This window comes from Mesorhizobium sp. P2_E6, assembly GCF_056403835.1.
The window spans coordinates 195,576-220,283 of sequence record NZ_JBFUEQ010000008.1 but is presented as its reverse complement, the minus strand read 5'-3'; the positions used below and the strand labels follow the sequence as shown (position 1 = coordinate 220,283).

Annotated in this window: 25 protein-coding genes; 8 read left to right on the top strand and 17 right to left on the bottom strand. The window is 62.6% G+C overall.

The window, feature by feature from the left end:
* The first annotated feature begins 10 nt into the window (after positions 1-10).
* From AC1D08_RS21460 to AC1D08_RS21445, 4 genes are all read left to right on the top strand, one after another.
* Positions 11-868: a cytochrome c1 gene (locus tag AC1D08_RS21460; protein ID WP_477228217.1), complete on the top strand. Its 858-nt coding sequence runs from the start codon at positions 11-13 to the stop codon at positions 866-868.
* Between the two features lie 130 nt (positions 869-998).
* On the top strand, positions 999-1,694 hold the full coding sequence (locus AC1D08_RS21455; protein ID WP_477228216.1) for an acid phosphatase: 696 nt from the start codon (positions 999-1,001) through the stop codon (positions 1,692-1,694).
* Between the two features lie 181 nt (positions 1,695-1,875).
* Complete coding sequence (locus AC1D08_RS21450) at positions 1,876-3,021, top strand: alpha-hydroxy acid oxidase (RefSeq protein WP_477418812.1); 1,146 nt, start codon at positions 1,876-1,878, stop codon at positions 3,019-3,021.
* A gap of 9 nt (positions 3,022-3,030) precedes the next feature.
* Positions 3,031-3,576 carry an adenine phosphoribosyltransferase gene (locus AC1D08_RS21445; RefSeq protein ID WP_095090850.1) on the top strand — a complete coding sequence of 182 codons (546 nt, stop codon included), beginning with the start codon at positions 3,031-3,033 and terminating at the stop codon, positions 3,574-3,576.
* A 121-nt stretch (positions 3,577-3,697) separates the two neighbouring features.
* Here the strand turns inward: AC1D08_RS21445 and AC1D08_RS21440 are convergent, their stop codons facing one another.
* The 7 genes from AC1D08_RS21440 to AC1D08_RS21410 all read right to left on the bottom strand — a co-directional run bounded on the left by AC1D08_RS21440 (position 3,698) and on the right by AC1D08_RS21410 (position 9,737).
* Positions 3,698-4,168 (bottom strand): MaoC family dehydratase, encoded by a 471-nt coding sequence (locus AC1D08_RS21440; RefSeq protein WP_477289521.1) that lies wholly within the window; start codon positions 4,166-4,168, stop codon positions 3,698-3,700.
* A complete protein-coding gene (locus AC1D08_RS21435) occupies positions 4,165-4,635 on the bottom strand; it encodes a MaoC family dehydratase (RefSeq protein WP_477228213.1) in 471 nt (156 codons plus the stop codon). Before AC1D08_RS21435 ends, AC1D08_RS21440 begins: the two co-directional genes overlap by 4 nt.
* A 124-nt stretch (positions 4,636-4,759) precedes the next feature.
* Positions 4,760-5,734 (bottom strand): magnesium/cobalt transporter CorA, encoded by a 975-nt coding sequence (gene corA, locus AC1D08_RS21430; protein ID WP_457153933.1) that lies wholly within the window; start codon positions 5,732-5,734, stop codon positions 4,760-4,762.
* A 213-nt stretch (positions 5,735-5,947) separates the two neighbouring features.
* Positions 5,948-7,051 (bottom strand): redox-regulated ATPase YchF, encoded by a 1,104-nt coding sequence (gene ychF, locus AC1D08_RS21425; protein ID WP_095090854.1) that lies wholly within the window; start codon positions 7,049-7,051, stop codon positions 5,948-5,950.
* A 98-nt stretch (positions 7,052-7,149) separates the two neighbouring features.
* Positions 7,150-7,872: an aminoacyl-tRNA hydrolase gene (pth, locus tag AC1D08_RS21420; RefSeq protein WP_477423922.1), complete on the bottom strand. Its 723-nt coding sequence runs from the start codon at positions 7,870-7,872 to the stop codon at positions 7,150-7,152.
* Between the two features lie 23 nt (positions 7,873-7,895).
* The gene (locus AC1D08_RS21415) at positions 7,896-8,537 is read right to left on the bottom strand and encodes a 50S ribosomal protein L25/general stress protein Ctc (protein ID WP_184874668.1); all 642 of its coding nucleotides are present in this window, start codon (positions 8,535-8,537) and stop codon (positions 7,896-7,898) included.
* A gap of 165 nt (positions 8,538-8,702) precedes the next feature.
* Positions 8,703-9,737, bottom strand: a complete 1,035-nt coding sequence (locus tag AC1D08_RS21410) for a class I SAM-dependent methyltransferase (RefSeq protein WP_477423920.1) — start codon at positions 9,735-9,737, stop codon at positions 8,703-8,705.
* Between the two features lie 292 nt (positions 9,738-10,029).
* Between AC1D08_RS21410 and AC1D08_RS21405 the strand changes: the two genes are divergently transcribed.
* On the top strand, positions 10,030-12,036 hold the full coding sequence (locus AC1D08_RS21405; RefSeq protein WP_095090858.1) for a putative bifunctional diguanylate cyclase/phosphodiesterase: 2,007 nt from the start codon (positions 10,030-10,032) through the stop codon (positions 12,034-12,036).
* A 56-nt stretch (positions 12,037-12,092) separates the two neighbouring features.
* Here AC1D08_RS21405 and AC1D08_RS21400 read toward each other — a convergent pair whose 3' ends face one another.
* Entirely contained in the window at positions 12,093-12,521 is a 429-nt protein-coding gene (locus AC1D08_RS21400; protein WP_457155356.1) for a MarR family winged helix-turn-helix transcriptional regulator, read from the bottom strand.
* A 153-nt stretch (positions 12,522-12,674) separates the two neighbouring features.
* On the opposite strand from AC1D08_RS21400, the gene AC1D08_RS21395 reads away from it, so the two are divergent.
* The gene (locus AC1D08_RS21395; protein ID WP_477423918.1) at positions 12,675-13,538 is read left to right on the top strand and encodes an alpha/beta fold hydrolase; all 864 of its coding nucleotides are present in this window, start codon (positions 12,675-12,677) and stop codon (positions 13,536-13,538) included.
* A gap of 62 nt (positions 13,539-13,600) precedes the next feature.
* Here the strand turns inward: AC1D08_RS21395 and AC1D08_RS21390 are convergent, their stop codons facing one another.
* Entirely contained in the window at positions 13,601-14,350 is a 750-nt protein-coding gene (locus AC1D08_RS21390) for an SDR family oxidoreductase (RefSeq protein ID WP_457151550.1), read from the bottom strand.
* Between the two features lie 227 nt (positions 14,351-14,577).
* Positions 14,578-15,822, bottom strand: coding sequence for an MFS transporter (locus tag AC1D08_RS21385; RefSeq protein ID WP_457151549.1), 1,245 nt, complete (start codon positions 15,820-15,822; stop codon positions 14,578-14,580).
* Positions 15,823-15,974: 152 nt separating this feature from the next.
* On the opposite strand from AC1D08_RS21385, the gene AC1D08_RS21380 reads away from it, so the two are divergent.
* The gene (locus AC1D08_RS21380; RefSeq protein ID WP_457151548.1) at positions 15,975-16,853 is read left to right on the top strand and encodes an AraC family transcriptional regulator; all 879 of its coding nucleotides are present in this window, start codon (positions 15,975-15,977) and stop codon (positions 16,851-16,853) included.
* Between the two features lie 22 nt (positions 16,854-16,875).
* Here the strand turns inward: AC1D08_RS21380 and AC1D08_RS21375 are convergent, their stop codons facing one another.
* Entirely contained in the window at positions 16,876-17,850 is a 975-nt protein-coding gene (locus AC1D08_RS21375) for an AraC family transcriptional regulator (RefSeq protein WP_457151547.1), read from the bottom strand.
* 125 nt (positions 17,851-17,975) lie between these two features.
* Between AC1D08_RS21375 and AC1D08_RS21370 the strand changes: the two genes are divergently transcribed.
* Entirely contained in the window at positions 17,976-18,872 is an 897-nt protein-coding gene (locus AC1D08_RS21370) for an SDR family oxidoreductase (RefSeq protein ID WP_457151546.1), read from the top strand.
* Between the two features lie 18 nt (positions 18,873-18,890).
* Here AC1D08_RS21370 and AC1D08_RS21365 read toward each other — a convergent pair whose 3' ends face one another.
* The 6 genes from AC1D08_RS21365 to lgt form a co-directional block, all read right to left on the bottom strand.
* Positions 18,891-19,826 carry a ribose-phosphate pyrophosphokinase gene (locus AC1D08_RS21365; RefSeq protein ID WP_019860650.1) on the bottom strand — a complete coding sequence of 312 codons (936 nt, stop codon included), beginning with the start codon at positions 19,824-19,826 and terminating at the stop codon, positions 18,891-18,893.
* Positions 19,827-19,981: 155 nt separating this feature from the next.
* On the bottom strand, positions 19,982-20,581 hold the full coding sequence (locus AC1D08_RS21360; protein WP_457151545.1) for a hypothetical protein: 600 nt from the start codon (positions 20,579-20,581) through the stop codon (positions 19,982-19,984).
* Positions 20,582-20,624: 43 nt separating this feature from the next.
* Positions 20,625-21,776 carry a M24 family metallopeptidase gene (locus tag AC1D08_RS21355; protein WP_378982130.1) on the bottom strand — a complete coding sequence of 384 codons (1,152 nt, stop codon included), beginning with the start codon at positions 21,774-21,776 and terminating at the stop codon, positions 20,625-20,627.
* Positions 21,776-22,570 (bottom strand): peptidoglycan editing factor PgeF, encoded by a 795-nt coding sequence (gene pgeF / locus AC1D08_RS21350; RefSeq protein WP_457151544.1) that lies wholly within the window; start codon positions 22,568-22,570, stop codon positions 21,776-21,778. The genes AC1D08_RS21355 and pgeF overlap by 1 nt, the downstream gene beginning before the upstream one ends.
* Positions 22,571-22,702: 132 nt before the next feature.
* Positions 22,703-23,791: a class I SAM-dependent methyltransferase gene (locus AC1D08_RS21345; protein ID WP_457151543.1), complete on the bottom strand. Its 1,089-nt coding sequence runs from the start codon at positions 23,789-23,791 to the stop codon at positions 22,703-22,705.
* Positions 23,788-24,675, bottom strand: coding sequence for a prolipoprotein diacylglyceryl transferase (lgt, locus tag AC1D08_RS21340; RefSeq protein ID WP_457151542.1), 888 nt, complete (start codon positions 24,673-24,675; stop codon positions 23,788-23,790). Before lgt ends, AC1D08_RS21345 begins: the two co-directional genes overlap by 4 nt.
* Positions 24,676-24,708: the final 33 nt, after the last annotated feature.

Genomic DNA, 24,708 nt, shown 5'->3' with positions numbered 1-24,708 from the left:
GGGATTTGGCATGAAGAAGATTCTCACCTCGCTGGCGTTGCTCGGCCTCGTGGTTGTTGGCACCGGGGCGATCGCCGCCGAGGAGGCACACAACGCGGCCGCACCGACGCATTTCCCGATCAACGAGCCGAAGGAGATGGACTGGAGCTTCGCCGGGCCGTTCGGCACCTACGACAAGGCGCAGCTGCAGCGCGGCCTGAAGGTCTACAAGGAAGTCTGTTCGGCCTGCCATTCGATGAATTTGGTGGCGTTCCGCACGCTGTCGGACCTCGGCTATTCGGACGCGCAGATCAAGACGCTGGCGGCCGAGTACACCATCCATGACGGCCCGAACGACGCCGGCGACATGTTCGACCGCCCTGGCAAGCCGTCCGACCACTTCCCGCCGCCATTCGCCAACGAGGAAGCCGCCGCTGCCTCGAATGGCGGCGCTGCCCCGCCCGACATGTCGCTGCTGGCCAAGGCGCGCGGCGTCGAGCGCGGCTTCCCGCGCTTCGTCTTCGATATCTTCACGCAGTATGCCGCGGGCGGCCCCGACTACATCCATTCGCTGCTGACGGGCTACGACCAGACGCCGCCGGCCGGAATGGTCATCCCGGAAGGCACCCACTACAATCCGTACTTCATGTCGGGCGTGTCGCTGAAGATGCCCAAGCCGCTGTCCGACGGCCAGGTGACCTATGACGACGGCGCGCCGCAGACCATCGACCAGTATTCCCGCGACGTCTCTGCCTTCCTGATGTGGGCGGCCGAGCCGCATATGGAAGACCGCAAGAAGACCGGCTTCCGCGTGCTGGTGTTCCTGCTTTTGTTCGGTGCGCTGGTCTATCTCACCAAGCGCAAGGTGTGGGAAGGCGTGGCGCACTAAACCGCGCACAGCCATACGATCAAAAAAGGGCGCCGAAAGGCGCCCTTTGCATTTGGGGAGGCCTGTGGTGTCACATGGCCGTCACCGCATCCGGCGATCCTGTGCCGCTCTCACCAAAGGATCGCCCCCCATGAAAAGATACGCATCGCTCGCGGCAGGCTTGCTGCTGCTCATCCTCGGCTCGGCCGCGCAAGCAGAAGACGCCCAGCCCTTCATCACCAACAAGGATGTCGACCTGACGATGATCCTGCCGCCGCCGCCGGCAAACGATTCGGCGCAGACCAAGGCCGAACTTGGCGAGGTGCTGACGCTGCAGGTGACGCGCACGCCCGAAATGGTGGCCAGCGCTGTTGCCGACGCCGAGGAGAATGTCTGGCGCTTCGCCAATGTGATGGGGCCGAAGTTCAACAAGGAAACACTGCCGAAATTCAGTGCTTTCTTCGATCGCGTGGTGGCCACCGAAGGCGCCGTCGTCGATCCGGCCAAGGATGTCTGGAAGCGCCCGCGTCCGCACCAGCTCAGCGACCTCGTCAAGCCCGCGGTCAAGCTGTCCAGCTCCGGTTCGTGGCCTTCCGGCCACGCCACCGTCGGCACCATGATGGGCATCATCCTGTCTGACATGGTTCCGGAAAAGCGCGCCGAGATCATGGCGCGTGCGGCTGAATACGCCCACAATCGCGAGGTTGGCGGTATCCATTACGCGTCCGATGTTGAAATGGGCAAGATTTCCGGCAGCGTGATCGCCGCCGTCTTGCTCAACCGGGACGACTTCAAGGCCGAATACGACGTGGCCAAGGCCGAGCTTCGTTCCGATCTCGGCATGTAATTTTTCGCTAGCTGCCGGTTTCCGACGAAAGGGGCGCTTCGGGCGCCCCTTTTTGTGCTGGCGATTGTAGCTCGTGGGACGGCTCGGCAATTAGGCCGTTGGCACGGAGACAACAGGTTGATATTCGACGCACCAAACGGTGGCGAAGCGATTGCCACGATATGACGTCTGGAAATCAATGATGCGGCTCAGCGACTGTCACAATTTTTCCGATTTCCGCCGCATGGCGCAACGGCGGCTGCCGGGGCCGATCTTCGACTATATCGACGGCGCGGCGGACGACGAGGTCACCTATCGCCGCAACACCGAAAGCTTCGATGCCTGCGATCTGGTTCCCAACGTCCTGCGCGGCGTCAGCGAGATCGACATGTCGGTGACGGTGATGGGTCAAAAGCTGGCGATGCCGGTCTATTGTTCGCCGACCGCCTTGCAGCGGCTGTTCCATCATCAGGGCGAGCGCGCGGTCGCCAAGGCCGCGGCCAAATACGGCACGATGTTCGGCGTCTCCTCGCTTGGCACCGTCAGCCTCGAGGAGGCGCGCGGGATCAGCAGCGGCCCGCAGGTCTACCAGTTCTATTTCCATCGGGATCGCGGCCTCAACCGGGCGATGATGCAGCGAGCAAAGGAGGTTGGCGTCGAAGTGATGATGCTGACCGTCGACAGCATCACCGGGGGAAACCGCGAACGCGACAAACGCACCGGCTTTGCCATCCCCTTCAAGCTCAACCTGGCCGGGATGCTGCAGTTCGCGATCAAGCCGGCCTGGGCGATCAATTATTTCACCCATGAGGGGTTCAAGCTGCCGCAGCTGGACGAGCATGTCGACATGGGCGGCGGCACCATGTCGATCAGCCGTTACTTCACCGAAATGCTCGACCCGTCGATGACGTGGGACGATGTCGCAGAGATGGTCAGGCTGTGGTCGGGTCCGTTCTGCCTCAAGGGCGTCATGTCGGTGGAGGACGCCAAACGCGCCGTCGAGATCGGATGCAGCGGCATCGTGCTGTCGAACCATGGCGGCCGGCAGCTGGATGGCTCGCGAGCGGCGTTCGACCAGCTTGCCGAGATCGTCGACGCGGTCGGCGACAAGATCGACGTCATCATGGATGGCGGCGTGCAGCGCGGCACGCATGTGCTGAAGGCGCTGTCGCTCGGCGCCAAGGCGGTCGGCGTCGGCCGCTACTATCTGTTCCCGCTCGCGGCGGCCGGCCAGCCGGGCGTCGAACGGGCGCTCGAACAGATGCGGGTCGAGATCGAGCGCGGCATGAAGCTGATGGGCTGCAGTTCGATCGAACAATTGTCGCGCAAGAATCTCCGTTTCAGGTAATCTCGACCCATGAAATCCTCCCTCGAAGACTCACTGCTTGCCGCGATCCGTACCATTCCGGATTATCCCAAGCCCGGCATCCTGTTTCGCGACATCACCACGCTGCTCGGCAATGCGCGCGCCTTCCGCCGCGCCATTGACGAGCTGGTGCATCCCTATGCCGGCCAGAAGATCGACAAGATCGCCGGCATCGAGGCGCGTGGTTTCATCCTTGGCGGCGCCGTCGCCCATCAGCTCTCGGCCGGTTTCGTGCCGATCCGCAAGAAGGGCAAGCTGCCTTTCGAGACCGTGCGCGTCGCCTACAGCCTTGAATACGGGCTCGACGAGATGGAGATGCACAAGGACGGCGTTTCTCCTGGCGAGAAGGTGATCCTCGTCGACGATCTGATCGCCACGGGCGGCACCGCGGAAGCGGCGGTCAAACTGCTGCGGCAGATCGGCGCCGACATCCTTGCAGCCTGCTTCGTCATCGACCTGCCGGATCTCGGCGGCCGCGCCAAGCTCGAAGCGCTCGGCGTGCCGGTGAGGACGCTGATCGGATTCGAGGGGCATTGAGGGGACCTCTTGCCTTCTCCCCTTGTGGGAGAAGGTGGCCGAGCGAAGCCCGGTCGGATGAGGGGTGTTCCAGGGAGCACCGACGTCTTCTCCCACAAGGGAGAAGGGAGAAGCGCCGGGCTTACTCCACCTTCACCAGCACTGCGCTTTCGAACTCCAGCACCTTGTCGCCGGTCGAATCGAAGGCCTCGCAACGCAACGCCAGCAGCCGCCAGCCGGGGCGTGAGGCGATCGGCCGGTGGGAAAGTGCCGTACGCGTGAAGGTGATCGTTTGCCCGGCATAGACCGGCTTCAGCCATTTCAGGTTCTTAAAGCCAGGCGAGGGGCCGAATTCCGGCACCGGGCCGGGCCCGCTCCACGCAGCGATCTCGGCGTCCATGCTGCTTGCCAAATTGAGTTTCATCCAGGTCGCGGCCGTGTGCCAGCCCGACGCGCAGAGCCCGCCGAGCACGCTCTTCTTGGCTGCTTCCTCGTCGATATGAAAAATTTGCGGGTCGTATTTCCTGGCGAACGCCTTGATCGCCTCTGGCTCGAATGTGTGCGAGCCGAGCGTAACGGTAGTGCCGATGCGGAAGAATTCGTCCAGTGTCATGCTGCGCTCCCGGTAGCGTCTCGCGTGAGGAACATGACGGAGTTTTCGAGCTCGAAGACGCTTTCGCCGCGCTGGTTGAGCAGTTCGCTGCGCATGGTGACGAAGCCGAGCTGCGGCTTCGACCGCGACAGGCGCTTGGTGAGAACCACCAGGCTTCCTGTCAGCGTGTCACCGGCCAGCACCGGCTTCTTCCATTTCACCTGATCGACCCCGGGCGATCCCTGGCAGGTGGAGTCGAGCAGGAAAGCATCGCACAGCATGCGCATGAACATGGCTGAGGTATGCCAGCCCGAAGCGGAGAGGCCGCCGAGGATGCTCGCCTTGCCGGCTTCCTCATCGAGATGCATGGGCTGCGCGTCGAATTCGCTGGCGAATTCGATGATTTCGGCGGCGCTCACTTGCTTGCTGCCGAGGTCGAACAAGGCGCCCTCGACAAAGTCCTCATAGGCCCAGGTTTTTGCAGTCATGGTCTGGAATCCGGTTCATAGACCCACGATTTCGGATCGGGGTTTCCGGATGCAGGCAGGCCGCCGTTTGGTCAAGAGATTTCTATAGCGCCACGTCACGGCCACGTGGCCTTTGGCGGACGGGTCAAAGCCAGCCGCGGCGGCGGAAATACCAGAAGGGCAGGATCGCCGACAAGATCATCAGGCCGATCGCGAAGGGATAGCCGAGCTGCCATTTGAGCTCGGGGATGATGTCGAAATTCATGCCATAGATCGAAGCCACCAGCGTCGGCGGCAGGAAGATGACGGCGGCGACCGAGAAGATCTTGATGATGGCGTTCTGCTCGATCGAGATCATGCCGAGCGTGGCATCGAGCAGGAAGCTGATCTTCTGCGACAGGAAGGTGGCGTGGTCGGCTAGCGACAGCACGTCGCGCAACAGCGTCTTGATGCGCGCCTTGGTGTCCTTGCTCATCTTGGTCCGGGTCGAGGCGTGGGCGAAGAAACCGGCCAAGCGCTGCAGCGAGATCAGGCTGTCGCGGATCGAGGAGGCGATGTCCTCCTTGCGGCCGATGGCTTTCAGGAGTTCCTGGAAATCGCGATTGCGCTTGGAAACCTTGGTCGACCGCGCCTCGAAGATATCGCGCGAAATCGCCTCGATGTCGCGGCCGGCGCGCTCCAGGATGTCGGCGAGGCGATCGACGATCGCCTCCAGCAACCCGATCAGAATGGTGTCGCCGCTGGTGCAGCCGGTTGCCACTTTTTCGGCGCGTTGCGGAAAGGTCTTGAATGCCTTCGGTTCGTGATAGCGCACGGTGATCAGCCGGGAGCCGGCGAGCACAAAGGTGACCGGCGACATCAGGGGATCGTCAACCTCGGTCTGGGCGGGCAGGGTGGCGGTCATGAAGTAGGCGCCGTCCTCGACATAGAGGCGGCTCGAAATCTCGATCTCCTCCATCTCCTCGCGCGTCGGAATGGCGACGCCGAGCCAGCTTTCGATCGCCACTTCCTCTTCCCTGGTCGGGTTGAGCAGGTCGGCCCAGACGACGTTCTCGCCGTTTGCCAGGAGATCGTCGATGACGCGCAGGCGGTCATTGTCCACGACGAAGGCCTTGATCATCGCCGGGTCTCCCTTGTTGGGGCCAAAGGGTGCGTTCGGATTGAAGCTCGTGTCGGATGGCACGGCGGTCCGGCGCGTGCACCTGCCGCTTAGTCCTGTGGCGTGACAAAATCAAGACAAGCAACTGGCGGGCGAATGACTCCGGCGGCTCGGAAGAACTCTTAGAGCTGCCGGTACCGGAAGGGCTTGCCGCCAAGCGTGATCTTCACAAAATCAGGTGTTGAACTTGAACAGCAGGACGTCGCCGTCCTGGACGACATATTCCTTGCCTTCGTCGCGCGCCTTGCCGGCTTCCTTGGCCGCCACTTCGCCGCCCAGCGTGATGAAGTCGTTGTAGGCGATGGTCTGGGCGCGGATGAAGCCGCGCTCGAAATCGGTGTGGATGACGCCTGCGGCCTGCGGTGCCTTGGCGCCCTTGTGCACGGTCCAGGCGCGCGTTTCCTTGGGGCCGGCGGTGAAATAGGTGATCAGCTGCAACAGCTCGTAGCCGGCGCGGATGACCTTGTTCAGGCCGGGCTCGTCGAGGCCGAGCGAGGACAGGAATTCCATCTCCTCCTCGTCCGACAACTGGGCGACTTCCGCTTCGATCGCGGCCGAGATCACCACGGTGCTGGCGCCTTGCGCTGTGGCCATCTTTTCCACGGCCCTTGTGTGCTCGTTGCCGGTGGCGGCGTCCGCTTCGGCGACGTTGCAGACATAGAGCACGGGATGCGAGGTCAGAAGGTTCAGCCCCTGCAGGATGCGCAGGTCGTCCGCCGAAATACCCTTGAGCAGGATGCGGGTCGGCTTGCCGGCCTGCAGCAGCTCCAACGCCGCCTCCATCAGCGGCAGCACGGTCGTCGCTTCCTTGTCCTTGCTGCCGGCGCGCTTGCGGATCTGCACGATGCGCCGCTCGAGGCTGTCGAGATCGGCGAGCATCAGCTCGGTCTCGACCGTCTCGGCGTCGGCGACGGGGTCGATGCGGCCCTCGACATGGGTGATGTCGTCATCCTCGAAGCAGCGCAGCACGTGCACGATTGCGTCGACCTCGCGGATGTTGGCGAGGAACTGGTTGCCCAGGCCTTCGCCCTTCGAGGCGCCGCGCACCAGGCCGGCAATGTCGACGAAGGAGATGCGGGTCGGGATGATCTCCTTCGACTTGGCGATCGCCGCGATCTTCTGCAGGCGCGGATCGGGCACCGCCACCTCGCCGGTGTTCGGTTCGATGGTGCAGAACGGATAGTTGGCGGCCTGCGCCGCCGCCGTCCTGGTCAGCGCGTTGAAAAGCGTCGACTTGCCGACATTGGGCAAGCCAACGATGCCGCATTTGAAACCCATTTTGTCCGGTCCTATCGGGAAATCGAAATTTGATCAGGGCTATGGGCGATAGGGGTGATCAACGTCAAGCCCTGTAACGCCGCACGCTCCTGCTGCGTTCACTCCTTGCCGAAGAGTTTCTTCAGCATCGCGGCCATCGGGCCGCTTTCCGGCAGCTTGACTGCCGGCTGCTGCGGGCGAGCCTGGCGGACGTGACTTTGCTGCTTGGGCGCCGGCTGCTTTGGCGCCTGCTTTTCCGGCTCCGGCGCGGCCTTACCCTGGACGGCGAGGCTGGCCTTGTTCATGAAGCCGGATTCGTCGCCCTTGACGAGCATGGCGGCGTTGTCGGCGATCGCGTCGAGCAGCGGTTCCAGCCATTCGCGGTCGACCTTGGCGAAATCGCCAAGCACGTGATACTGGACCATTTCCTTGACGCCGGGATGGCCGACGCCGATGCGCACGCGGCGATAGGCGTTGCCGACATGGCCGTCGATCGAGCGGATGCCGTTATGGCCGCCGGCGCCGCCGCCGGTCTTGATGCGCAGCTTGCCCTCGGCAAGGTCGATCTCGTCGTAGAAGACGGTGAGCGCGGAAAGCTTGAGCTTGTAGAAGCGCAGCGCTTCGCCGACCGACTGGCCGGACAGGTTCATGAAGGTCTGCGGCTTGATCAGGACGATCTTTTCGCCGCCAAGCGTGCCTTCGCTAATCAGGCCCTGGAATTTCTTCGACCAGGGCGAAAAGGAATGGCGGCGGACGATTGCGTCCGCCGCCATGAAGCCGACATTGTGCCGGTTGTTGGCGTATTTCGCACCCGGATTGCCGAGACCTGCAAACAGCAGCATCGCCTGCTCCGGGCGTGAAAGAGTTACTTCTCTTCGGCGGCAGGGGCCGCTTCAGGGGTCGCCACTTCAGCCGTAACTTCCGTCTCCGGCTTCATCGCCGACGAACCGGCAATGGTCGCGATGGTGAAGTCGCGGTCGGAGATGACAGGCTTCACACCGGCCGGCAGCTTGACCGCCGAGATGTGGATCGAGTCGCCGATGTCGGCGCCGGTGAGATCGACGGTGATGAATTCCGGGATCGCATTGGCCGGGCAGTGGAACTCGACTTCGTGACGCACGATGTTGAGCACGCCGCCGCGCTTGATGCCGGGCGACTTGTCCTCGTTGATGAAGTGGACAGGCACGTCGACATTGACCTCGGTGTCCTTGCCGATGCGCAGGAAGTCGACATGGACAGGGAAATCCTTGACCGGGTCGAGCTGAAAGTCCTTCGGCAGGACCTGGATCTTCTTGCCGTCGACATCGATCGTGGCGATCGTGGTCAGAAACCCGCCGCCATGGATCTTGTAGTAGATGTCCTTGTAGGTGAGCGCGATGGCCAGGGGAGGCTGCTTGTCACCATAAATTACTGCAGGCACTTTACCGTTGCGGCGAACTGCACGGGCGGACCCCTTACCGACCTGTTCGCGTGCTTCGGCCTTGAGCTCGTAAGTGTCGTGGCTCATGGCATTTCCTTTCGGTTTGTTCTGGAGCGTTCGCGGCCGGCAACGTGCTTGGCCGTAAACGTCGAAAGCCGCCGGGTGAGGCGGCTTTCCGCCGCGTTGCCTCCAAGGGTGTCTACGCGGGTGGCGGCTCTATAGCGGAAGGTGGCCGGAGGTGCAAGCCAAAGGCTAGCCGCGCTTTTCGATGACGGCGTACAGCACGTTGCGGTTCTCGCCAAAGAACACCTTGGCCTCGACGGTGTTGCGGTCGACGCTGGCATTGACGATGTTCCACATGTCGACTTCCGAGCGCAGCAGCAACACCCAGTCCATGAACGTCTCACGGTACCCGGCGTCAGGATTGCCCTCCGCGTAGTTCGCGAACAGGAACGTCCCGTTCGGCTTCAACATCTGCAGGCAGGTCTTCGTGAGTTTCACGGCAACGTTGTGCGCAAGGTAGTCGTAAAGGCCTGAGGCGTAGATCAAGTCGAACTGGCCCAGCTTGTGGCCCCTCGTGAGCACGGTGCGCACCGAGCCGTCGATGGCTTCGATCGCGGTGCCCTGGAAGTCGCGCGAAATCAATCCGACGCTCTGGGGATCCTGATCGAGCGCAACCCAGCGCTTGAGACGGCCCTCCGCCAGGGCGACTGAGCGATTGGCCTCACGCAAATGGCCGGCCGCGATCGCCAGGACCTCGGTTTGCGGTCCGTTCTTGGCCGCAGACTCGTCGACATATCGGGTCAAAAGATCGCGTCGTTCCCGTGCCGCGACGCACGACGGCACGTCCTGGGTATGGGTATAGAGCGCCTTGCCGGTCTCCGAGGCGTTTGCCACGCTCTCGGCCACGTGCGGATCACAATAGATGTAGTCGAGCAACTCCGCGTCGCCAGAATACCCCCTGGGCTTGCTGAAGGACCACCGTGTCAGGGGATCCTCGAGAAAATACTCCAGGACCGGGTGGCCCTGCACCACCGGTATCAATGCTTGCCAAACGTCGGGATGCATCTTGGAACGCGTCGCGTTGAGGTGCGACATCAGGCGACGAATGATCTCGGCAGGGTCTTTTCGTTGTTCGATTTGCTGCTGTGTCGCGCTGAGAATGAGCGCCAGCTCCGCGCGAGCGTTTTCGAACTCTTCGCCATGATGCTCGATCGTTCCTCGACGGAGACTGCTGGCGATCATCTTGGCAGTAATCAGGCTTTTGCCATCAAACACGGTTTGCAACCCATCACTCCATAGTTAACAGTCAGTTAACTTATTGCGTAGAATGCTCCATTTGCCAATGGCGGGTCGGGCGCATTTTATCGGTATGATTAATTTCCCGCAAACCATGTTCATTCGTTAGGCCGCTTCTGGGGCCGATTCCTCGTTCGAGTTAACGGAAACTTGTCTTGCTCGATTGCATTTGTTGGCCCGGCGTCGCAATCGCGTCGCGTCCAAGGAGCCGGCCTGCGTGAGGGCAGAAGCTAGAGATGAGTTCGGCATACAAGATCCCCTTCAAACGGGGTTCGTTGTGATGGACGAACGCGTGGCATCCGTATTTGCCGATGCGGCTGATGCGGAACCGTACGAACCGCGTTACGAACTGGCGTCCGACGAGCTTCGCAGCCTTTACCGGACGGAAGCCCAGGTGACGCGAAGAGGGGAAGCCAGGCCCGGGCTTTGGATGGCCGTTGCCATCTATGTGCTGTTTTCGGCAACTGACCTGCTGCTGATCCCGGATGTGGCCGCCTACACGATCACGGCGCGCTTCGCGGTCGGACTGACCGCGCTTTTGATCCTGGAAATGCAGCTTCGCCATGGCGTCGGGACGGAATGGCTCGACATCACTTGCGCCGGGGCCATTATCTTTGGCTATGTCGGCTGGTTGTCCCCAGCGGTTATGGGTGCGGACAAGGAAAGCGTCTCTTATTATATGGTCTTCGGCACCATCTTCATGATGAGTGCCAATCTCTTCTTTACGTTCAGATTCAAAGTTTCTATTATAACGTCAACTATAATCCTATGCATATTGTATGTCGTAAACTACTTTGTGCCTTCCACGCTAACATACAAGTTGGTGTTTGGAACGTTCTACATTTCCTGCTTCACATTCACCTCATATGTGAACTGGAAACTGAATGAGGAGCGCTACAACGTCTTCCTGAACGCGCTGGAAGCCAAAATTCAGCACAACGAGGCGACCGAACGAGGCAAGGCTCTGCTGAGACTGTCGCGGACCGATCCGCTTACGGGTCTCGAAAATCGGCGGGCGATCGACGAAAAGCTGCGGGATTACTGGAGCGACTGGCAACGGGTTGGCACCAGTTTTGGGGCGATCCTCATCGACGTGGACTTCTTCAAAAAGTTCAATGACTGCTACGGCCATCAGGAAGGCGACCGCTGCCTGATCCATGTCGCCAATGCCCTTAGCGAAATGATCAAGCAGTATAGTGGCTCGATCGGTCGCTATGGCGGGGAGGAATTCATTGTCCTGGCTCGAGTGGAGAGAAAAGAACAGATCATGGATCTGGCCGAAGCCATTTGCAGTACGGTGGAGGGCTTGGCGCTTACCCACGAGCTGCGGCGAGACGGCGTCTCGATTGTGACAGTGAGCGTTGGCGCTGCATTCACCAGGACGCAGACTGGCGCCAAGCTGGAGAAAATCATCCACGAAGCCGACCGCGCGCTCTATCTGGCAAAAGCCGGTGGTCGAAATTGCGCTCGGCTGTTCGATCCGACCGATCCCCAGAGCAGCGACGAAAGTGAGAACATCGCGGCCTTGCTGAAGATCGCGATTGGCCAGAATCTCGTTTCGCTCGTTTATCAACCTATCCAGGATGTCAAATCGGGCCGGGTCGAAGCCGTAGAGGCTCTGATGCGCCTCAGAATGCTGGACGGTACGTCGGTTCCGCCGAGCCTGTTCATTCCCGTTGCGGAACGAACCGGCGCGATCCTGGAACTCGGGCGCTGGGCAATAAGGACAGTGTGCTCCGAGCTTCTGGCGGACGACCACGTCCGTGTCGTCAGTGTCAACGTCTCTCCAATTCAGCTCAAGACACCTGGCTTCGCAACGTCCGTCGCGACCATTTTGGGCGAGACCGGCGTCGCCGGCAGCAGGCTGGCCTTCGAAATCACCGAAGGACTGGAAATGGAGATGCACTCGGACATTCTTCGCTGCATCAGCGACCTGAAGCTGCTCGGCATCAAGATATGGCTCGATGATTTTGGGACCGGCTTTGCCGGCCTGTCGTGGCTTCGTCTCATCGATTTCGACACGGTGAAGATCGACCGCTCGTTTCTGCACGACTGCAGCGCCCCGAACGGCAAGGCAATGCTCCAGGACATTATTACCCTGGTCCGAAATCGCGGCCACAAAATCCTGGTCGAAGGGGTGGAAACGGACGAGCAGATGGCCCTTATGCGCGAATTTGGCATAGACAAGGTCCAGGGCTTCCATGTCGGCCGTCCCGCTCCCGCCGCAAGTTTCCAGGCAAAGCGGACCCTGCGCAAACGCCCATTCACCGTGCTTAAATCCGCATGATAGCCGTGCCGGCGCCGGCACTGTGGTTTTTGGCCTAGACTGTTGTTGGCGGCTGGCTATTGGTCGCCGGTCAACGCGTCACGCAGCGCCTGAATCTGCCGGTTCAAGGCGTCAAGCTGTGCCAACGTCATGCCCGAGCGCTCGATCAAGGTCTCATTCAGGCAGTTGCACTGGACAAGCAGCGCGCGCCCGGTTGCGGTCAGATCGACCTGCACCTGGCGCTCGTCGACCTGGCTGCGCTGTCGCCTCACCAGCCCAGCCTGTTCCATCCTCTTCACCAGCGGTGTGACGGTGCTCGATTCCAAGGCGAGCCGGTGTGCGATGGTGCCGACCGACATGCCGTCGGCCTCTGCCAGCGCGTTGAGTACGAGATATTGCGGATAGGTGATGCCCATCTCGTCCAGCATCGGCTTGTAGGTGCGATTGATCGCCATGCTGGTGGCGTAGAGCGTGAAACAGAGCTGATTTTCCAACGGGAGAGGCACGGCGGATTCCTTCTTGCCAATACAGGCACCAAAGTCTGTACCACGAAAAATGATATCGCGATACATATTTCCATGGACAAGCGGTTTGGGCTACGCTAGGCATGTGGACATCGCGATATTGTTTATCGCGACAACAATCGAAGGAAGATTGAGATGAACCAGGCCTTGCAATCCAAGCCCAGCACCGGCAGCGGCACGATCACCACCAAGGACGGAACGCAGATCTACTACAAGGACTGGGGAACCGGTCAGCCCATCGTCTTCCATCACGGCTGGCCGTTGAGCAGCGACGACTGGGACGCCCAGATGCTGTTCTTCCTGTCCAAGGGCTACCGCGTCATTGCCCATGATCGCCGCGGCCATGGCCGCTCGACCCAGACGGATATCGGCAACGAGATGGACACCTATGCCGCCGATGTCGCAGCACTGGCGGCGCATCTGGACCTCAAGGACGCCATCCATGTCGGCCACTCGACCGGCGGCGGCGAGGTGGCACGGTACGTCGCCCAGTATGGTTCGGGAGGTCGTGTCGCCAAGGCGGTGCTGATCGGCGCGGTGCCGCCGATCATGCTCAAGACCCCGGCCAATCCCGGCGGCCTGCCGATCGAGGTTTTCGATGGTTTCCGCTCCGCCCAGGCAGCCAACCGCGCCCAGTTCTTCCGCGACGTTCCGGCTGGCCCGTTCTACGGGTTCAACCGTCCGGGCGCGGAAGTCTCGCAAGGTGTCATCGACAATTGGTGGCGCCAGGGCATGATGGGCGGCACCAAGGCACACTATGATTGCATCAAGGCCTTCTCGGAGACCGACTTTACCGAGGACCTGAAGACAATCGACGTGCCGGTGCTGGTCATGCACGGTGACGACGACCAGATCGTCCCAATCGCCGACTCGGCACTGCTGAGCATCAAGCTGCTGAAGAAGGGCGAGCTCAAGGTCTACAAGGGCTTCCCGCATGGCATGGCCACGACCCATGCCGACATCATCAACGCCGACCTGCTGGCCTTCTTCAAGGCGTAGGATATTTCGACGTCACAGACAAAAGCACCCGCCATCTGGCGGGTGCTAAGGCCCTGCCGATCTCAGGCGATGCTCAAGCCGCCGTCGATCAGCATTTCCGCACCGACCATGAACGGGCATTCGTCCGAAGCCAGAAACACCACCGCATTGGCAATTTCCTCGGCGGTTCCGAAACGGCCCGCGGGGACCAGGCCGACCACCGCTTTCGCACGGGCCTTCGCCGCTGCCGGATCCAACCCAAGTTTGTCATTGAGCGGCGTGTCGATCGGGCCCGGGCTGATTACATTGGCGCGAATGCCGCGCCCTATCAGTTCGCCCGACAGCGTCCGCGCCAGCGAAATCATGCCAGCCTTGGCCAGCGAATAGACATGCGTTCCTGCCATTCCCATATGCGCGTTGACCGAGCCGCTGAGGATGATCGATGACGGGTTCGAAAACAGGGGAACGAGCGCCTTGACCAGGAAGTACGGTCCCTTGAGGTCGACATTGATGCTCCTGTCGAACGCTGCCTCGGTCCAGTCGCCAAGCGGCCGCAGATCGGCGATGCCGGCGTTGAGGAAGAGAGCGTCGAGCTTGCCGAAGGTTTCGCCGATCCGCCCGGCAATGTCGCTTTGGGCGGCGGCATCTCCGGCGTCGGAGGCGATGACAAGCACATCGCTGCCCAAGATGTTGCGCGCCTCCTCGAGACGGCCCGCATTGGTGCCGGTAATGGCGACGCGCGCGCCTTCCTCAATGAAACGTTGCGCCGTCACCAGGCCGATGCCGCTGGTGCCACCCGTAATCAGCGCGACCTTGTCTTTAAGCCTGGACATAACAGATTGCCTTTCCTGACGCGGAGCGCTGCGCACTGATCAGTCGCGCCGAGCCCGGTACTTTACTTTCAACGTGAAAGCGTCCGCTGACCCAGCCTTGCCGTCGGCGCCATTTGTTGCACGTGTTTCGAACAACAACAGGCCTATATCCCGCGAATGACGAAAGAATCATTGAGGGCGTGGCAGCTGCCACGCCCTCACGTCAAAATCCTGAAGACTGGCTGATATCAGCTGATCGCCGCCTCCGCCTTCCTGGCTTCCCGCATGTTCGGCAGGAACACCGTCAGCAGGCCGAGCAGTGGCAGATACGAGCAGATCTGGAAGACGAACTCGATGCCCTTCATGTCGGCGACAACGCCAAGCACGGCGGCCGCGATGCCGCCCATGCCGAAGGCGAAGCCGAAGAAGATGCCGGCAATCATGCCGACACGTCCCGGCACCAGCTCCTGCGCAAAGACGACGATGTTGGAGAAGGCCGACGACAGGATCAGGCCGATCAGCACCGTCAGCACCATCGTCCATTCGAGGTTGGCGTAGGGCAGGGCCAGCGTGAAGGGCAGCACGCCGACGATCGAGAACCAGATCATCGCCTTCTGCCCGTAGCGGTCGCCGAACGGGCCGCCAAGCAGGATGCCGAGTGCCGAGGAGCCGAGGAACAGGAACAGCATGACCTGCGACATCTGCACGGAAACGCCGAATTTATGGATGGAATAGAAGGTGTAGTAGCTGGCGAGGCTGGCGATGTAGGCGTTCTTGCTCAACACCAGCAGGGTCAGCACGATCAATGCATTCATCACCTTGCGGCGCGGGAAAGGCGAGACGAAGGTTGCCGTCTTGCGGTTGCCCTGTGCGGCACGCAGGCGGCTGTACCAGCCGCCGACCTGCCACAGCACGATGATGCCGATCAGCGAGCCGACGGCGAACCATGAGATGCTGGTCTGGCCGAACGGCACGACGATGAAGGCAGCCAGCAGCGGTCCCATCGACTGGCCGAAATTGCCGCCGACCTGGAACAGCGACTGCGCGAGGCCGAAGCGGCCGCCGGACGCGAAGCGGGCGATGCGCGAGGATTCCGGATGGAAGATCGCCGAGCCGATGCCGATCAGCGAGGCGCCGATCAGCAGCAGAGAATAGTGCCCGGCATAGGCGAGCACGACCAGGCCGATCAACGACGACGCCATGCCATAGGGCAGCGAATAGGGCATCGGCCGCTTGTCGGTGACCATGCCAATCACTGGCTGCAGCAGCGATGCGGTCACCTGGAAGGTGAAGGTCAGGAGGCCGATCTGCCAGAAGTCGAGGCCGTAATTCTCTTTCAGCAAGGGATAGATGGCCGATAGCAGCGACTGCATGATGTCGTTGATGCAGTGGCAGAAGCTTACCGCCAGGATGACGGTGAAGGCCGTTGCCTGGGCTGAAGCGTGACTGACGGTCGCTGGTGGCGCGACGCTGGCGGCTGTTGTATCGGTCAAGGTAGGCTCCGTGGTCTTTTTGGCGGGCACGCCCGCAGGCAGTTCTGGCGGACGCTCCTGCAGACCGCCTTAGGACGGTTGCCTTATAAGCTGCTTGCGGCGCGACTTCTTTCGTGGTTTGGTCCAATAGTTTCGCAAGTGGGCCATACCCAATGCCGCACGGCAGGGAAATCTTTCACGCGGGCAATGCCAACCTCGAGCAATTGCACGAGCGCCGCTGGCTGTGGCTGGAGCAAGCAGTCGGGCCGGCGGTGGCGCTGCCGACCGAATATCCCGACGGCTACCATGTGCCGCAACATCGCCACAGCCGTAACCAGCTGCTGCACGCGCTGGTCGGCGTCGTGCTGGTGACGACGCGGCATGGGCGCTGGATGGTGCCGCCCGATCACGCGATGTGGATTCCGGCCGGCACCGAGCATTCGGTCGAGATGCTGGGCGATGTCTCGATGCGTTCGGTTTATGTCATGCCCCAGGCTATTCCGGGGCTGCCGGAAGGCTTGCGTGTGGTCGGTGTCACCGACCTGATGCACAGCCTGATCGTGGAGTCCGAGAAGCTGCCGCAGGGCGGCGTGCTGGAAGGCCGTGGCGGGCTGATCATGAATCTCCTGCTGCATGAAATCCCGACCCTGCCGGAACGGCCGCTCGGCCTGCCGTTCCCGTCCGATCCCAGGCTGGCGGCACTCTGCCGGCGCTTCGTGGCGGCCCCTTCGCCGCATGCGACGATCGACGAATGGGCTGACGCCGCCGGCATGAGCCGCCGTTCCTTCACCCGCGCCTTCCAGCGTCAGACCGGCCTGTCGCTGTCGACGTGGCGGCAGCAGGCCTGCCTGTTCGCAGCACTGCCACGGCTGGCCGATGGGGAACCAATCACCAGGGTGGCACTCGATCTCGGCTATGACAGCGTGCCGGCCTTCATCACCATGTTCAAGCGCATGCTGGGCGCGTCGCCGCGCGGCTACATGCGCGGTGCGCGTGACAGCGGCGAAGGCATACGTCGGCCAAGCGCTGCGCTTCGATTGGAAAGTCCATGATCTCGGCGTTATGCGCGGCCCTTCAGCCCGCGACCGGCTCGGGCAGGCTGGTGCGGATGATCTCTTCGCCATGCGGGGCGGAAGTCGGTGGCCGGCCACGGCTGTGTTGGCGCGGCGAACAGCCCATCACCCGCTTGAAGGCGGTGCTGAAGGCGCTTTCCGATTCGTAGCCGAGCGACAGTGCAATGACGGAAACAGGATCGCTGGAACTCGCCAGCCTGTCGCCGGCCAAGAGCATGCGCCAGCGCGTCAGGTAGTCCATGGGGGAAGCGCCGACCATCGCCTTGAATTTCAGCGCAAAGGTCGACCGCGACATGCCGGCGCGCTCGGCCAGCGCCTGCAGTGTCCAGCCATGCGCCGGGTCTTCATGCATGGCGCCGATCGCCGCGCTGATCTGTTTGTCGGCCAGCGCAAACAGCCAGCCGACGCCGCCCCTCAAGCCCTCGGCCATATGCAGGCGCAAGGCCTCGATCAGGATCATGTGGGCCAGATGCTCGACGATGAGAAAGCCACCCGGCCGCCGCTCGCGCAATTCCTGCATCATCCGCTCCACCGGCCAGCGCAGCGCCGAATGATCGGAGTCGCTGCGGATGTGGACGATCGGCGGCAGCATCCGCAACAGGATGCCGGCATGGTTCCCGGATAGGGCAAAGCGGCTGCTGACGAGAAGGAAATCGCCGCCGCCATTATGCAAGGTGATGCCACCGGTGCGGGCGGGGGAAAAGATGGTGCGGGCATCGACCGATGGCAGCTCCATGTCGCTGGCAAGGCGGAAAGGACGCCCGCGCGGCAGTAGGAAACAGTCACCCGTCTCCAGCCGCACCGCATCCGCGACGCTGTCCACGGACAGCCAGCATCGGCCCGACACCACGGCACCGCATTTGATGGCTGCCTGCTGGTCTGGGAACTGGATCGACCAGTCGCCACCGGCCTCCAGCCCGGCGGACAGGTAATTGCGCGGCTTCAGCAGCGACAGCACGTCTGAGAGCGGATCCATAAGCATTCCGGACGATTGCAAAGATAATACGGACTTTACAGCATAGATCGTATTTTCTCAATCCCGTATCTCCATCGGCAACGGGCTGTCCATACGGCCCTTGAGCAAACAAAGGAGAAATCGCGATGCGTGTATTTGTCACCGGTGCCACCGGTTTTGTCGGTTCAGCGGTTGTGCGGGAGCTCGTTGGAGCGGGCCATCAGGTGCTTGGCCTCGCCCGCTCGGATCCAGGCGCTAGGTCGGTTATCGCTGCGGGCGCCGAGGCGCATCGTGGCGATATCGAGGACCTGGAGAGCCTGCGCAGTGGAGCGGCCCTTTCGGATGGCGTCATCCACACCGCCTTCAACCATGACTTCTCGAAATTCGCGGCGAATTGCGAGGCGGACCGGCGCGCCATCGAGACGCTCGGGGCGGAACTCGAAGGCTCAGAGCGGCCCTTGCTTGTCACCTCCGGACTGGCGCTGCTGACGCCGGCCGGTCACGTGGCGAGTGAGAACGACGCGCCTGTTCCTCCATCCGCTTCCTATTCCCGTGCTTCGGAAGTGACGGCCGAAACGCTTGCGGCACGCGGAGTGCGCGCCTCGACCGTGCGTCTTTCGCCCTCGGTCCACGGCGACGGCGATCATGGCTTCGTTCCGATGCTGATCGCGATCGCGCGTCAAAAAGGCGTTTCGGCCTATCTTGGCGATGGGGCGAACCGCTGGCCTGCAGTGCACCGGCTCGATGCAGCCACCCTCTTCAGGCTGGCGCTCGAGAAGGGGGCCGGAGGAGCCAGGTACCACGGCGTTGCCGATCAGGGTGTGCCGACACGGGAGATCGCCGAGATCATCGGCCGCCGGCTGAATCTGCCGGTGGTCTCCAAAACCCACGAGGAAGCAGCCGACCATTTCGGCTTCCTCGGCCACTTCTTCGGCATGGATTGGCCTGCTTCCAGCGAACAGACCAGGCAGGCGCTGGGATGGCAGCCGACGCAGCCGGGGTTGATTACCGACCTCGAAGGCCCGAGTTATTTCGAGGTTTGAAGCTGTTTCGAGACAGGCCTAGTCGAACAGGCTCGACACCGATTCCTCGGTCGCCGTGCGCGAGATGGCTTCACCCATCAGGTCGGCGATCGAGATGACGCGGATGTTGGGAGCGTCGAGCACGCCTTGCGTCGGCTGGATGGAATCGGTGATCACCAGTTCCTGCAGCTTCGAGCCGCTGATGCGGGCGACGGCGCCGCCCGACAGGACACCGTGGGTGATGTAGGCGGTGACGCTGGTGGCGCCGTTGGCCAGCAGCGCATCGGCGGCATTGCACAGCGTGCCGCCGGAATCGACGATGTCGTCGATCAGCAGGCAATCCTTGCCGGCAACGGCGCCGATGATGTTCATCACTTCCGATTCGCCCGGACGTTCGCGGCGCTTGTCGACGATGGCCAGCTGCGCGTCGAAGCGCTTGGCCAGCGCACGGGCGCGCACCACGCCGCCGATATCGGGCGACACCACCACGACATTGCCGAGCTGCTTGTACTTCGCCTTCACGTCGCGGGCCATGACCGGCACCGAAAACAGATTGTCGGTCGGGATGTCGAAAAAGCCCTGGATCTGGCCGGCATGCAGGTCGAGCGTCAGAACACGGTCGACGCCGGCGCGGGTGATCATGTTGGCGACCAGCTTGGCCGAGATCGGCGTACGGCCGGAGGCGCGGCGATCCTGCCTGGCGTAGCCGAAATAGGGAATCACCGCCGTGATGCGCTTGGCCGATGAGCGCATGAAGGCATCGATCATGATGAGCAGTTCCATCAGGTGATCATTGGTCGGGAACGAGGTCGACTGCAGGATGAAGACATCCTCGCCGCGCACATTTTCCTGGATTTCGACGAAGATTTCCTGGTCGGCGAAGCGCCTGACACTGGCCTTGCCCAGCGGGATGTTGAGATAGCGGGCGACCGCTTCGGCCAGCACCCTGTTGGAATTGCCCGCGAAGAGTTTCATACACCGTTCCTGGTGGAGGATGGAGAGATCAGACAGACTCTCCTGCACCTTTTAACCGGGCTTTTAGCGGCCCGCGCCGGTATTGCAAGCGCCGAGATCGGGAATCCGCCGGCTAATCTCAAGAAAGCCTCGCGCCATCGCCAGCGGGCAACACCTCAGCCCGCCTTGCCGCCGAGCCAGGCCGCGAACTGGTCGATGGTCTGGTCGGCGATTGCCTGCATAGTCGCCGGTGAGACCCCTTTCCAGCTATCGCCGCCCCCGCTGTCGCCGGATTTTGTCGAAGCTGCCTTCTGCTGGCCGTTGATGCGGTGCAGCCGGTTGCCGGCCGGGTCGTAGACGTCCCAGACATAGATGACGGTGGTGTCCTTGCCTTCCGATATCGCCGAGAAATAACCCTTCAGCACATGGGTCGCGGTCTGGTCGGTGCTGCCGGCAAGCGTGATGCCACGTTGCCTGGCGCGCGTCTGCAATTCCGCCGTCAGCGGCGTGGCGGCCTCCACCGAAGCACCGACGATCGGCGCGATCTGCAGGCGGGTCTTCGACAGGATGGCAGCACTTTGGGCTGGTGTGACCGGCGTGGTGGTGGTTGCGGGATTGCCCGCAATGGCGGTGGCGGGGTCGGCGCCGGGCGTCGACGGCGTCGAGGTCGCCGGCGGGGTGATGGCTGACGGTTCGAGAACGTCCTTTGCGTTGGTGCAGGCGGCAAGAGCCAATGCCACAAGCAATGACACGGTCGTCACATGCGATCGTCTCATTTGCCTTCTAACTCCTTGGCGAAGCACGCCTCCCATTGTGGATTCACTGTACGATCAAGTCGAGATCATGGCGGGACAGCGGCTTCGGCTGGGATTCGGTGGTCAGGTAGGTGCGGCCAAGCGTCATCGCCGTCTCGGTGTCGGAATCCATGATGATCATGTGGGCGAACAGCGTCATGTTCGGCGCGATCGGCTCGGGGTTGCCCTGGTAGAACATCGGCATGTCCATCCAGGACGGTGTGAAGCGGGCGCCGACCGAATAGCCGCAGGCGTTCAGCCGGTGCTTGGTCAGGCCGTGCGCCTCCATGGTGCGGGCATGGGCGTCGAACACGTCGCCGAAGCTGTTGCCAGGCGTCATCGCCTTCTCGACGGCCAGAAGTGCTGCGCGGGCGGCGTCGAACAGCTCCTGATGGCGCTTCGAGACCTTGCCGGTGAGCACCGTGCGCATCATCGGCGCATGGTAGTGGTTGAAGACGCCGGCCCATTCGAGCGTCAGCTGGTCGTTCTTGGTGAGCTTGCGGCGGCCGGACTTGTAGCGGCACAGCAGCGCATCGACGCCGGAGCCGATGATGAACTCGTTGGCCGGATAGTCGCCGCCACCGGCAAAGATCGCCCCCTGCATGGCTGCCAGGATCAGCGCTTCGTCGCCGCCCTGCTTGATCAGCGGCAAGGCTGCGTCGAGCGCGTCGTCGGAAAGGTTGGCGGCCTTCTCGGCCTTGGCGATTTCGGCCGGGCTCTTGAACAGGCGCAGCCGGCCGACGATGCCGGACGCGTCGGCGATCTGGCCAAAGGTCTGTAGCTGTTCGTCCAGTCGCCGGCCATTGTAGGCGGTCAGCCCGTGGGTGTCGTATTCGACGCCGATGCGGGCGCCGAGCAGGTCGAGCTCGTTGAGCAGATTGCGCAGGTCGACCGCCGGATTGGCGCCGTTGCGATCGGTCCACAAGACGATGTTGTCGATGATCGAGGTCTGGCGCGCCTGGCGCAGGTCGGCCGACCGGGTCAACAGCACCATCGAACCATCGGCCTTGACCACCAGGCACTGGAAGAAGCAGAAGCCGAACGTGTCGTAGCCGGTCAGCCAGTACATGCTTTCCTGCGCGAACAGCAGGATAGCGTCGAGCTTCTTCTCGGCCATCTCGATCATCAGCCGGTCGCGCCGCGCATCAAATTCCGAACGTTCAAAATGCAGCGCCATTATTGCTTCTCCAAAACGATTGCCGAAACCTGCCGGCCGTAATCGGGCTCCTTGCGGTGCGTGGTGCGCCGGTAGGAGTAAAACAGATCTTCCTCGGCATAAGTGCAGCGGCCGAGGCCCTCGGCCGTCACGCCGGCCTTAGCCAGCCGGTCGACCGTGTAGCGATTGAGGTCGAACATCGCATGGCCGGCGTTGGCGGAGGGCACGAAATAGCGGATGGTCTCAGCGTCGGCCTCGACGAAACGGGCGACGAATTCCGGCCCGACCTCATAGTTTTCAGGGCCGATCGAAGGGCCGAGCACGGCAACGATGTTTTCGCGGCTGGCGCCGAGGCTTTCCATGGCGAGGATGGTGTTTTCCAGCACGCCGGTGAAGGCGCCTTTCCAGCCGGCATGCGCGGCGCCGATGATGCGCGCCCGCGCATCGGCGAACAGCACCGGGCCGCAATCGGCGGTCGAGGCACCGATGGCAATGCCCGGCCGGTCGGTGACGATGGCGTCGGCCTTGGGCCGCTCGCCGGCAAAGGGCTCGCGCACGATGATGACATCGGGCGAATGGACCTGCCAGGCAGTCAGCAGATGGCTCGCCGGCACGCCCATCCAGGCGGCGACACGGCTGCGGTTCTCGGCGACCAGCGCCTGGTCGTCATTCGATCCGGTGCCGATGTTGAGGCCCTGGTAGATGCCGCTGGAAACACCGCCGACGCGGGTGAAATAGCCGTGGCGGATGCCATGCGCCTGCGCCTTGTCCAGCAGGGCCGACCGAACGGGATCCGGTTTGGTCTGATTCAGCATGCGGGCGTTGTTGTCCGTGTGGGCGGTTTCGTCAAGGAGAAGTGCTTTTCGACAAGAAGGCGGGGCAGAGTTCGGCTGGCGGTTCGAACGCTGTTTGCCGGACGGGAGATTGGGAGAGGCGGCAGTGAAAAGTCAATCCGCCGTGGCAAAGGGCCGGACGGCCATGTCGCGCGGCAGCACGGCAAGCACCTTGAACAGCTCGCCCATGGCTTGCGCGCCGGCGAGGCGTTCGACGTCGTCGGCGATCTTGTCGCGCGCCGTCTGGTCGGCATCGGCGCCGAGCCGGCCGGCACGCTCGAGAATGCCCATGCCGAGCAGGAAGCCGCCTTGCGTCGACAGATGGGCGTCGAGCCCATGCGCGCGGACGGTTGCGGCAAGAGCGGCGAAATCGACATGGGTCGTCAGGTCGGCCTCGCCGGGATTGGCCAGCACATCTTCGTGATCGTGCCTGCGCAGAGCCTGCAGCGTGTCGCCGACACCTGGCCGGAGGTGGCCATAGTCCACGAACAGGCCGGCTCCGCCATGCGTAATTATGCGTTCGGCAATGGTCGCCATCAGGGCCGCGCGTGCCGGCGCGACCTCGACGATCGCGCCTTGCGGCGCGTCGGTGGCGTCGTCAGGCAGCAGCGTCGGGTCGACCGAGCCGGCGCCGGCGAAGAAGCGCAGCTCACTGGTCTCGTCCAGACCGACCACGCGTTCGCGCCAGCCGGCGCCGGCGCGGACGAACTGGCGGATGGGCACGGCATCGAACAATTCGTTGCCGACGATGAACAGCGGCTGTTGCGGCAGCGTGTCGATGGTTTCGTGCCAATCGATCGCGGACGGCGTCGTGCCAAGCGTCTGTTTCTGGACCTCTGTCAGGCGTGGGCTGGTTTCGATCATCGCAAAGCCGGCTCCTTTGGCCAGATCAGGATCAAGTCGCGACAGCGTGCGCAGCATGTCCTTCATCAGCGTGCCGCGGCCAGGACCGATCTCGGCGATGGTGACCGGCAGCGGCCGGCCGCTGGCAAGCCAGGCCTGGTAGAGCCAGATGGCAACGAGTTCGCCGAACATCTGGCTGATCTCCGGCGCGGTGACGAAGTCGCCGGCCGCGCCAAAGGGTTCGCGCGTCGTGTAGTAGCCGTCCACGGGGTCGAACAGGCACATCGCCATGTATTCGTTGACGGGAAGCGGCCCCGACGCCTCGATAAGGCCGACGATGCGGGTCTTCAGCCGTGTCATGCCGGCTGCGGTTGTGGCACCGACTTGGCGGTAACCATCGCCCAGATGCCGACCAGCACCATCGGCGACGACAGGATCATGCCCATGGTCAGCCAGTTGGTGCCAAGGAGATAGCCGAGCTGCTGGTCGGGCTCGCGGAAGAATTCGACGAAGATGCGCGACAGGCCGTAGCCGCAGATGAAGGCGCCGCCGACGAAGCGCGGCGTCTTCAGCTTGAGGCGCGAATGGGTGAGGATGCGCAGGACGAGGAACAGCACCAGACCTTCGAGAAGGGCTTCGTAGAGCTGACTCGGATGGCGTGGATCCAAGCCAGCTGGACAAACTGCCAGCGCCTGCTGAATTCGGTCGTTGCAAAAGACAACGCCCCATGGAACGTCGGTCGCCCGTCCCCAGAGCTCCGCATTGATGAAATTGGCGACGCGCACCAGGCCAAGGCCGACCGGCACGCCGGCCGCCACCACGTCGAACAGCGACCAGGTGCGGATGCCGCGCTTGATGGAAAACAGCGTCATGGCGAGGATGACGCCGAGCAGGCCGCCATGGAACGACATGCCGCCCTGCCAGACCGCGAAGATGTCGAGCGGGTGGGCGATGTAGCGCGGCAGGTCGTAGAACAGCACGTAGCCGGTGCGGCCGCCCAGCACGACGCCGATGGCCGCCCAGACGATGAAGTCGTCGAGGTCCTCCGGCTTCATCGGCAGGACGCCGTTCGGCCACAGCCTCGCATTGGCGGCGAGCCGCTTGGCGTACCACCAGGCGAACAGGATGCCGACGATGTAGCCGACGCCGTACCAATGTACCGCCAGCGGCCCGATCTGGATGAGGATCGGGTTGATGTTGGGGAAGGGCAGGGAGGCCAGCGGCAGCAGGAAATTGTCGTTCAACAGGGAACTCTCGGTTGCGATCGTATTTGGGCG

What these genes read in the sequence shown, in the direction of transcription:
- AC1D08_RS21355 (WP_378982130.1), bottom strand. Translation starts at nt 21,776, where the DNA reads ATGGCGCTGCATTTTGAACGTTCGGAATTTGATGCGCGGCGCGACCGG.
- pgeF (WP_457151544.1), bottom strand. Translation starts at nt 22,570, where the DNA reads ATGCTGAATCAGACCAAACCGGATCCCGTTCGGTCGGCCCTGCTGGAC.
- AC1D08_RS21370 (WP_457151546.1), top strand. Translation starts at nt 17,976, where the DNA reads ATGCGTGTATTTGTCACCGGTGCCACCGGTTTTGTCGGTTCAGCGGTT.
- AC1D08_RS21440 (WP_477289521.1), bottom strand. Translation starts at nt 4,168, where the DNA reads ATGACACTGGACGAATTCTTCCGCATCGGCACTACCGTTACGCTCGGC.
- AC1D08_RS21365 (WP_019860650.1), bottom strand. Translation starts at nt 19,826, where the DNA reads ATGAAACTCTTCGCGGGCAATTCCAACAGGGTGCTGGCCGAAGCGGTC.
- AC1D08_RS21435 (WP_477228213.1), bottom strand. Translation starts at nt 4,635, where the DNA reads ATGACTGCAAAAACCTGGGCCTATGAGGACTTTGTCGAGGGCGCCTTG.
- AC1D08_RS21360 (WP_457151545.1), bottom strand. Translation starts at nt 20,581, where the DNA reads ATGAGACGATCGCATGTGACGACCGTGTCATTGCTTGTGGCATTGGCT.
- AC1D08_RS21380 (WP_457151548.1), top strand. Translation starts at nt 15,975, where the DNA reads ATGCCGCACGGCAGGGAAATCTTTCACGCGGGCAATGCCAACCTCGAG.
- AC1D08_RS21345 (WP_457151543.1), bottom strand. Translation starts at nt 23,791, where the DNA reads ATGACACGGCTGAAGACCCGCATCGTCGGCCTTATCGAGGCGTCGGGG.
- AC1D08_RS21460 (WP_477228217.1), top strand. Translation starts at nt 11, where the DNA reads ATGAAGAAGATTCTCACCTCGCTGGCGTTGCTCGGCCTCGTGGTTGTT.
- AC1D08_RS21445 (WP_095090850.1), top strand. Translation starts at nt 3,031, where the DNA reads ATGAAATCCTCCCTCGAAGACTCACTGCTTGCCGCGATCCGTACCATT.
- AC1D08_RS21405 (WP_095090858.1), top strand. Translation starts at nt 10,030, where the DNA reads ATGGACGAACGCGTGGCATCCGTATTTGCCGATGCGGCTGATGCGGAA.
- pth (WP_477423922.1), bottom strand. Translation starts at nt 7,872, where the DNA reads ATGCTGCTGTTTGCAGGTCTCGGCAATCCGGGTGCGAAATACGCCAAC.
- AC1D08_RS21375 (WP_457151547.1), bottom strand. Translation starts at nt 17,850, where the DNA reads ATGGATCCGCTCTCAGACGTGCTGTCGCTGCTGAAGCCGCGCAATTAC.
- AC1D08_RS21395 (WP_477423918.1), top strand. Translation starts at nt 12,675, where the DNA reads ATGAACCAGGCCTTGCAATCCAAGCCCAGCACCGGCAGCGGCACGATC.
- AC1D08_RS21455 (WP_477228216.1), top strand. Translation starts at nt 999, where the DNA reads ATGAAAAGATACGCATCGCTCGCGGCAGGCTTGCTGCTGCTCATCCTC.
- ychF (WP_095090854.1), bottom strand. Translation starts at nt 7,051, where the DNA reads ATGGGTTTCAAATGCGGCATCGTTGGCTTGCCCAATGTCGGCAAGTCG.
- AC1D08_RS21450 (WP_477418812.1), top strand. Translation starts at nt 1,876, where the DNA reads ATGCGGCTCAGCGACTGTCACAATTTTTCCGATTTCCGCCGCATGGCG.
- AC1D08_RS21390 (WP_457151550.1), bottom strand. Translation starts at nt 14,350, where the DNA reads ATGTCCAGGCTTAAAGACAAGGTCGCGCTGATTACGGGTGGCACCAGC.
- corA (WP_457153933.1), bottom strand. Translation starts at nt 5,734, where the DNA reads ATGATCAAGGCCTTCGTCGTGGACAATGACCGCCTGCGCGTCATCGAC.
- AC1D08_RS21415 (WP_184874668.1), bottom strand. Translation starts at nt 8,537, where the DNA reads ATGAGCCACGACACTTACGAGCTCAAGGCCGAAGCACGCGAACAGGTC.